The sequence below is a fragment of the Nostoc sp. JL34 genome (assembly GCF_017114945.1).
GTDB lineage: Bacteria > Cyanobacteriota > Cyanobacteriia > Cyanobacteriales > Nostocaceae > Nostoc.
Genome location: NZ_JABXKQ010000027.1, coordinates 61,502 through 69,387, shown reverse-complemented (window position 1 = coordinate 69,387; position 7,886 = coordinate 61,502). Strand labels below are relative to the sequence as shown.

Below are 7,886 nucleotides of genomic sequence, written 5' to 3'. Positions count from 1 at the left end.
TCAGTACCTCTGCCATAATCCCCCTGTCAATAGGGTTTGAGACGCGCTAACCCTGATACTTGCAGAAATCTTTGTAATAATAAATTAAACCGATTCTGTGCTGCACTTGGCGAAAGTTCTGTTGCAGGTGGTTGGTGACCAATAATTTGTTCTAGTTCAGGAATTACCTCAAGAATGACTTGCCCATTTTCACCTAGTGCTTGTAAAATTTTATTTTTCCAAGTTGACAAATGGCCATCACTTTCACTCAGCAATTGCCCCATTAAGTCTCGAAACGCCTGCACAAAAGCAAAAAAGGGAATATTCCGATTAAATTGATCAAATTTGCCTTTGATAAAGTAGCCTCTCTGCCGGACAATGGGTTTGTGAACCTCATTAACAACTGCCGTTTTACCAATACCAGAGAACCCAGCCACCAGCATTAGTTCTGTCTGATTATTGGTAACACGGTCAAATGCTTTTAGGAGAGTTTCAACTTCATGCTCACGACCATAGAGTTTTTCTGGGATAATAAAGCGATCGCACACATCCCGTTGAGCAATTGGGAAACTTGTAATTTTCCCCGTTTCTTTTAGCTGATGTAAACAATTCTCTAAATCATATTTCAGCCCGAATGCGCTCTGATAGCGGTCTTCGGCATTTTTCGCCATCAATTTGCTGATAATATATGAGAGTACAGGCGCAATTTGCGGATTAATCTCATGTACTAAAGGCGGAAGTTTTGCAATATGACAATGTACCAATTCCATCGGATCATCTGATTGAAATGGTAATTGTCCTGTTAGTAATTCGTAAAAAGTTACACCCAAAGAATAAAAATCAGTCCGGTAGTCAATTCCCCGATTCATCCGTCCAGTTTGCTCTGGAGATAAATAGCCAAGTGTCCCTTCTAGCACATTAGGACTCATGAGAATTTGAGTTTCTCGTGGCAGTAGAGATGCAATACTAAAGTCAATTAACTTAACTTCTTTAGTTTCTGGATTAATTAAAACATTAGCGGGTTTTATATCTTTGTGAATGATCCGATTACGAATTAAAATATCTAATGCATTACATAGAGCGATCGCAATTCGGAAAAACTCAATTAGAGATTCTACACTTACTGCCATTCCCCATTCTTTCAAGGAAATTCCCCCAAAGTCTTCCATCACTAAGGCATAGCCATTCTGATAGGGTTCCAGGCTGTAAGTTTGGATGATTCCAGGTAAATTCAGATTCTTGGCAATAGTGAACTGGTTGCGAAACTGTACCAATTCACTGAAGTTGGGATAAGCAGTTTTCATCAGCTTGATCACCACAGATTTTTGGTCAGTTTCTCGATTAGCACGATAAACTAAAGTTCGAGAACCGTTGTAGAGTTCTTTGCTAACGTGATATCCGGGAATGCTGACCATAGGGCTTAATCTTTGAGACCTCAGTATTTAGGTTTCCCAAAAACATGGCAACACTTACAGATAGCCTCTTCTCTGCCAGACGCGCAGCGTTCCGAAGGGAAGCCTCTCTCAGAGGAGGCTATAGCCTTGATGTCTACGTTTCCATCAAACCCTCTCCAACCCTGTGGCAAAATTTATTAGAGTCCTTCCATAGTTAGTTTGCCCCGCATGACCGCAACCATTCCCAATCTCCCCAGTCTCTACGACCCCTTTTCCACTGAAGCCAAGTGGCAAAAATTCTGGGAAGACAACCAAGTTTACAAAGCTGACCCAAATAAAGACGGTGAACCCTACTGCATCGTCATTCCACCGCCGAATGTCACCGGCAGTTTGCACATGGGTCACGCTTTTGAAAGTGCGTTGATTGATACCCTTGTCCGCTACCACCGCATGCAGGGGCGCAATACCCTGTGGTTACCCGGAACTGACCATGCCAGCATTGCTGTGCATAGTATGCTGGAAAAACAACTCAAGACAGAGGGTAAGACTCGCTACGAATTGGGGCGCGAGAAGTTCCTAGAACGCGCTTGGCAATGGAAGGCGGAGTCTGAAGGAACGATTCTGAATCAGCTACGACGCTTGGGTGTCTCGGTGGACTGGTCACGGGAGAGGTTTACTCTGGATGAGGGTTTATCTAAAGCTGTTGTCGAGGCGTTTACTCGTCTTTACGAGGAAGGCTTAATTTATCGTGGTGAATATTTAGTTAACTGGTGTCCAGCTTCTCAGTCGGCTGTGTCAGATGTGGAAGTGGAAAATCAAGAGGTTAATGGAAATCTCTGGTACTTCCGCTATCCCCTCACCGATGGTTCCGGTTATGTAGAGGTGGCGACAACTCGACCAGAAACTATGCTGGGAGATACGGCAGTAGCGGTTAATCCTAATGACGATCGCTACAAACATCTCATCGGTAAAACTTTAACTCTGCCTATTCTACAACGAGAAATTCCCATCATTGGCGATGAATTCGTTGACCCCACTTTTGGCACTGGCTGCGTGAAAATAACTCCCGCCCATGACCCGAACGATTTTGACATGGGTAAGCGTCATAATCTGCCGTTGATCAACATTATGAACAAAGACGGCACTCTCAACGCCAACGCTGGGGAATTTCAGGGACAAGACCGCTTTGTTGCTAGAAAGAATGTGGTTTCTCGCCTAGAGGCAGATGGCTTTTTGGTGAAGATAGAAGATTATAAGCATACCGTTCCCTACAGCGATCGCGGTAAAGTACCCATTGAACCCCTTCTTTCAACTCAGTGGTTTGTTAAAATTCGTCCCTTAGCTGACAAAACTCTCGAATTCCTCGACCAGCAAACTTCCCCAGAGTTTGTCCCCCAACGCTGGACAAAGGTCTATCGTGATTGGCTAGTAAAACTCAATGATTGGTGTATCTCTCGCCAATTATGGTGGGGACACCAAATTCCTGCTTGGTACGCTGTCAGTGAAACAGATGGGCAAATTACAGATAACACGCCGTTTGTAGTCGCGAAATCGGTAGATGAAGCTTGGGAAAAAGCCAAAATACAATTTGGTGAAAATGTCAAGTTAGAACAAGACCCAGATGTGCTAGATACTTGGTTTTCGTCTGGACTGTGGCCATTTTCGACTTTGGGCTGGCCGGCACAAACTCAAGATTTAGTAACTTACTACCCGACTACCACTTTGGTGACAGGTTTTGACATCATCTTTTTCTGGGTAGCCAGAATGACAATGATGGCTGGGCATTTTACTGGGCAAATGCCTTTCCAAACAGTTTACATCCACGGCTTGGTGCTGGATGAAAAAGGTCAGAAGATGTCAAAGACCAAAGGTAATGGCATTGACCCACTGTTATTAATTGACAAATATGGTACTGATGCCCTGCGCTATACCCTAATTAAGGAAGTGGCGGGGGCTGGACAAAATATCCGATTGGAGTACGATCGCAAAAAGGATGAATCAGCATCGGTGGAGGCATCCCGCAACTTTGCAAACAAGTTGTGGAATGCTGCCCGATTTGTGATGATGAATTTGGATGGACAAACACCGCAACAATTGGGGAACCCAGTCGCGACCGAATTAAGCGATCGCTGGATTCTCTCGCGCTATCATCAAGTTGTTAAACAAACCACCAATTACATCGATAATTACGGTTTAGGGGAAGCAGCAAAAGGACTCTACGAATTTATCTGGGGTGATTTCTGTGACCAGTATATTGAACTGGTAAAATCTAGATTGCAAACAGATGCCGATCCTGCATCACGACGGGTAGCAGAGCAAACCCTTGCCTACGTGCTAGAAGGAATTTTGAAACTGCTTCATCCCTTCATGCCTCATATTACCGAGGAAATTTGGCAAACTTTCACCCAACAACCAGCAGATTCCTCGCAAACTTTACCATTACAAATCTATCCCCAGGTGGATGCAAACTTAATTGATCCAGCTTTAGAAGAACAATTTGAATTGTTGATTGGTACTATCCGCACAATTAGGAATTTGCGTGCTGAAGCGGATATTAAACCAGGCGTAAAAGTAACAGCGAATTTGCAAACTGAAAGTGAGAAGGAGCGGGAAATTCTCACTGCTGGGCAGTCTTATATTAAAGATTTGGCGAAAGTTGAAACTTTAACCATTACTGACAAGCAAGAAAACCAAACTGTTGCTGTTAAAAAACCTCAGAGGGGTTTAAAGACAATTGGCTTAATTATTGTGGCGATAGTCTTTGGTAGATTGGGTTTAGCTGTGGGGTATGCGATTGATGACATTCCCATCGTTGGAACTTTCTTTGAAATAGTTGGTTTTGGTTACACAGCTTGGTTTGTTAGCCAAAATTTACTAACTGCTCAAGCGAGACTTAGGTTATGGAAACGCTTTTTCCCGCAGAGAGAATTAGAACAACCACAAGAACCAGAAAATGCGATCGCTGGTGTGGTTGGTACAATACAAGTGCTAATTCCTCTAAGCGGCGTAGTGGATATTGAAGCTGTGCGTGCCAAACTAGAGAAAAGCCTGAGCAAAGCCGAAGCCGAAGTTCAATCCCTGAGTACCAGATTAAACAATCCTAGCTTCGTGGATAGAGCTAGAGCCGACGTGGTACAGGGAGCGCGGGATGCTTTAGCAGAAGCACAGAAGCAAGCAGAAATTTTGCGCGATCGCCTAAAGGGATTGTCGTAGGCATCGCCTGTATGACTTAGGATAACTGTAATGCGTAATGGGTAATGGGAGTGTCAATAATTCCCAATTACCCATTACTAATTAACAAAATCAAAATATCTATTCTGGCAGTTGTTTTTTTATTTTGAATTTTGAGAGAAGTCGGAGCGGAAAATGCGGTCTTGGGATCTCCCCAAGAGGAGCAATTTACCAAGAGAGCGACGCCTTCCAGCGATCTGAACTTCGGTGATTTTGAATTGGAGCGAAGTGACCCTCATGCTATATCTAGCCCAGGTGCGTAAAAACGATTTTTTAGACCAGCACCAGTTACGCTTATTGGCGCGTCAAGAAGCTGATAACTTGTGGGCGATAATTCCCGAAGAGGCTTTTATTCTGCTGGGAAAGGGAAAAATCATGAGTGAGAACTTGCTTGTTTTAGTGGAACTTTCCCCTACAGGCGACATTGAAAGAATAGAAGACGCCACCAACTGGGTACTCCATCTGGTACAAAGCTACCTCACCATCGGCATTACCCCGGAATTTTTGCAGCACGAAGCCGAGCGAGCAGAACATTGGCGACAATCCCTGACCTTACAAAACCAAGACTTAGCGCGGCGTTCCTTAGAATTGGAAGCTCGTCGTGAACAAATTCAAGCCTTGGAAGAAAGCCTCAAACGCGAGAAAAACGGTTATCCCCAAGAGGAAAGTTAAAAGTTATTATGTTGCCTATAAAGTCACAGCACCCCAAAAGTGTATTTATCACACGTGATCCAGCAACAGCTTATCTGTCTGTTGCTGGATCATTTACTTTTATTGGCTAGAGTGAGCAAAGTTAGGCAATTACAGTAATATCTGTACTAGTAAGCAGTGCCTGATTTGAGAATTGAGCTATTTGAACTTGTGCCGTACCACCAACCCCATCTTTATCAAAGAATAGGTTACCCGTAGTTTGATTGTAGATAAAGCGATCGGCTGCTGTTGTCGCACTCGTACCAAGTCGGAACAAGCCCGACTCAAGTGTAGTATTCTGAGATTGGCTGAGTCCGAATTCTGCCTTGGAAACGAAGATAGTATCATCTCCAACAGTAAAATCGGTGATGACATCATAGCCTCCAGTGCGGGTATCAGTTAGATATAAGCTATCTCTCCCATTTCCACCAGTCAGCGTATCTCGACCAATTCCACCAAAGAGGCTATCGTTACCTGCACCGCCTAATAAGGTGTCATTACCTAAGTTACCAAGGAGGCTATCGTCACCATCTCCTCCGTTCAAGAGATTAACACCAGTATTTCCCGTGAGGGTGTTATTAAAGCTGTTACCAGTAGCATTGATTGCCGAGCTTCCAGTCAGGGTCAAGTTCTCCAAGTTATCTCCCAACACCCAACTCACCGCAGAATTGACTAAATCTGTGCCTGCATTTAAGCCTTCAGTAATAGTATCGTTCAGGTTGTCTACAGTGTAAATGTCATTGCCGACACCACCATTGAGACTATCAATCCCTGTACCTCCATCCAAGGTGTCATCGCCTGCACCGCCCAGCAAGGTGTCATTACCTGAGCTACCAAAGAGGCCATCATTGCCATCTTCTCCACTCAAGAGGTTAGCGCCACCATTTCCCGTCAGGATGTTATTAAAGCTGTTACCAGTACCATTGATTGCTCCACTTCCAGTTAGAGTCAAGTTCTCCAGGTTATTTCCCAACACCCAATTCACCGAAGACTTAACTAAATCTGTGCCTGCATTTAAGTCTTCAGTAATAGTATCGCTGAGGTTGTCTACAGTGTAAATGTCATTGCCTACTCCACCATTGAGACTATCAATCCCTGCACCTCCATCCAAGGTGTCATCGCCTGTACCGCCCAACAACGTGTCATTACCTGCACCACCAATCAGACTATCATTACCATCTCCTCCGCTCAAGATGTTAGCGCCAGTATTTCCAATCAAGATGTTATCAAGGCTGTTACCAGTACCATTGATTGCCCCACTTCCAGTCAGGGTCAAGTTCTCTAGGTTATCTGCCAACGCTAAAGTCACCGAAGACTTAACTAAATCTGTGCCTGCATTTAAGCCTTCAGTAATAGTATCGCTGAGGTTATCTACAGTGTAAATGTCATTGCCCGCTCCACCATTAAGACTATCAATCCCTGTACCTCCATCCAAGGTGTCATCGCCTGCACCGCCCAACAACGTGTCATTGCCTGCACCACCAATCAGACTATCATTACCATCTCCTCCACTCAAGATGTTAGCGGCAGTATTTCCAATTAAGATGTTCTTAAGGTTGTTACCAGTACCATTGATTGCCCCACTTCCAGTCAGGGTCAAGTTCTCCAAATTATCTGCCAACACCCAATTCACCGAAGACTTGACTAAATCTGTGCCTGCATTTAAGCCTTCAATAATAGAATCGTTCAGGTTGTCTACGATGTAAATGTCATTACCGATTCCACCATCAAGACTGTCAGATCCTAAACCTCCATCCAAGGTGTCATTGCCTGCACCACCCAACAACGTGTCATTGCCTGAATCACCAAAGAGGTTATCATTGCCATTGTCTCCGCTCAATATGTTAGCGCCAGTATTTCCTATGAGGATGTTATTAAGGCTGTTACCGGTACCATTAATTACCGAGCTTCCAGTCAACGTCAAGTTCTCCAGGTTATTTCCCAACACCCAACTCACCGAAGACTTGACTAAATCTGTACCTGCATTTAAGCCTTCAATAATAGTGTCGCTGATATTGTCCACAGTATAAGTGTCATTACCTTTACCACCAATGAGACTGTCAGTTCCTGTACCACCATCTAAGAAATCATTTCCATCACCGCCATCAAGGGTGTCGTCATCACCTAGTCCTTGGAGCGTGTCATTACCGTGCAATCCTGAGATGATATCCATATTACCCGTACCAGTCAGGTTATCTGCACCTGAAGTGCCATTAATCGGAGGGGTGATTTGATTAATGGTCAAGTTGACGGTAGCAGTACTACTGCCTCCGTGCCCATCACTTATGGTGTAAGTGAAGCCGTCGGAGCCAAAATAGTTTTGACCAGGGGTATAAGTGTAAGTATTATTGCCGTTGTTAACTAAGCTTCCTTGGCTAGGTTGAGTAAAGTCAGTAATGCTCAAAGAGTCAATGACATCCACATCTGTATCATTGCTCAACAGAGTAGTAGCGCTAATGATAATAGGTGTGTTTTTATTTGTGGTGATGCTGTCGTTAACAGCGACGGGAGCATCATTCACCGCCGTAATATTAATGTTGCGCGTGACAGCAGTACTATTAGCAGTCCCATCATTAACTATAAAGCTGATAG

At 44.1% G+C, this 7,886-nt stretch carries 4 protein-coding genes and 1 pseudogene; 3 read left to right on the top strand and 2 right to left on the bottom strand.

The genetic code is table 11. The annotated features are described in order from the left end of the window. Positions 1–56: 56 nt before the first annotated feature. Positions 57–1,394: pseudogene (locus tag HWQ44_RS04475) on the bottom strand (AAA family ATPase); the annotation flags it as partial. Positions 1,395–1,438: 44 nt separating this feature from the next. On the opposite strand from HWQ44_RS04475, the gene HWQ44_RS04470 reads away from it, so the two are divergent. From HWQ44_RS04470 to HWQ44_RS04460, 3 genes are all read left to right on the top strand, one after another. Continuing rightward, on the top strand, positions 1,439–1,591 hold the full coding sequence (locus HWQ44_RS04470) for a hypothetical protein (RefSeq protein ID WP_292715400.1): 153 nt from the start codon (positions 1,439–1,441) through the stop codon (positions 1,589–1,591). Positions 1,592–1,601: 10 nt separating this feature from the next. After that, positions 1,602–4,586, top strand: a complete 2,985-nt coding sequence (locus HWQ44_RS04465) for a valine--tRNA ligase (RefSeq protein ID WP_292715397.1) — start codon at positions 1,602–1,604, stop codon at positions 4,584–4,586. 255 nt (positions 4,587–4,841) lie between these two features. Then, positions 4,842–5,276 carry a hypothetical protein gene (locus HWQ44_RS04460; protein ID WP_229559627.1) on the top strand — a complete coding sequence of 145 codons (435 nt, stop codon included), beginning with the start codon at positions 4,842–4,844 and terminating at the stop codon, positions 5,274–5,276. A 121-nt stretch (positions 5,277–5,397) separates the two neighbouring features. Here the strand turns inward: HWQ44_RS04460 and HWQ44_RS04455 are convergent. Continuing rightward, positions 5,398–7,886, bottom strand: a 2,489-nt coding sequence (locus HWQ44_RS04455) for a cadherin-like domain-containing protein (protein WP_292715389.1), incomplete at its 5' end; no start/stop codon positions are given.

Coding starts and splice junctions, on each gene's coding strand:
- HWQ44_RS04470 (WP_292715400.1), top strand. CDS start 1,439: ATGGCAACACTTACAGATAGCCTCTTCTCTGCCAGACGCGCAGCGTTC.
- HWQ44_RS04465 (WP_292715397.1), top strand. CDS start 1,602: ATGACCGCAACCATTCCCAATCTCCCCAGTCTCTACGACCCCTTTTCC.
- HWQ44_RS04460 (WP_229559627.1), top strand. CDS start 4,842: ATGCTATATCTAGCCCAGGTGCGTAAAAACGATTTTTTAGACCAGCAC.